Source organism: Limnospira sp. PMC 1279.21, assembly GCF_032349615.1.
GTDB classification, from domain to species: domain Bacteria; phylum Cyanobacteriota; class Cyanobacteriia; order Cyanobacteriales; family Microcoleaceae; genus Limnospira; species Limnospira fusiformis.
This window is the reverse complement of the sequence record NZ_JARPLU010000468.1, coordinates 1-743: the sequence shown is the minus strand read 5'-3', so window position 1 is coordinate 743 and position 743 is coordinate 1. Positions and strand designations below refer to the sequence as shown.

Genomic DNA, 743 nt, shown 5'->3' with positions numbered 1-743 from the left:
GAGGGAATAAGCAGTTATCCTAAATTTAAGAAGAAAGGCCACCATGATAGTTTTACCCTTGACAATTCCGGAAAGCCATTCAAGTTGTCAGGAACTCGCCATAAGCTGCCTTTTGTGGGCTGGGTTTCTACATTTGAGGCTCTACCCGAAAGTTGGGTTAAGAAAGTCACTATAACGCGCCAAGCAGGTGACTGGTATATGAGCTTTTTCGTAGAAATCACGCCAGAAATTACACCGAAATATCGAGAGAGAATCGGGGTAGACCTAGGAATTAACAATTGGGCGACTTGCTCCGATGGGACCCAATTCTCTAATCCCAAGGCTTATAAAGCAGCGACCAAAAAACTAGCCAGATTACAACGCCATTTAAGTCGCAAAGTCAAAGGCTCAAAAAATCGGGCCAAATGTCTCTTAAAAGTTCAAAAGCTACATCAAAGAGTCGCTAATATTCGCCGTGACACGATTCATAAAATAACTACTTTTTTGGCTAAAAACCACAGCCAAGTAGTCATTGAAGATTTGAATGTGTCAGGTATGCTGAAAAATCATTGTTTGGCGGGTTCTATCGCTGATGCTTCATTTTATGAGTTCCGTCGTCAACTAGGTTACAAGGCAGAACGTTATGGTTCAAAGTTGATTATTGCCGATAGATTTTATCCATCCAGTCAACTTTGTTCTAATTGCGGTTATCGTCAAAAAATGCCCCTAGTCCGTCGGACTTTTGAATGTCCAAACTGCGGTCT

At 41.7% G+C, this 743-nt stretch carries 1 protein-coding gene; it reads left to right on the top strand.

Going from position 1 to position 743, the window contains the following annotated elements; all coding sequences use genetic code 11:
- A partial coding sequence (locus P5683_RS25470) for an RNA-guided endonuclease TnpB family protein (RefSeq protein WP_315642130.1) occupies positions 1-743 on the top strand: 743 nt, incomplete at both ends.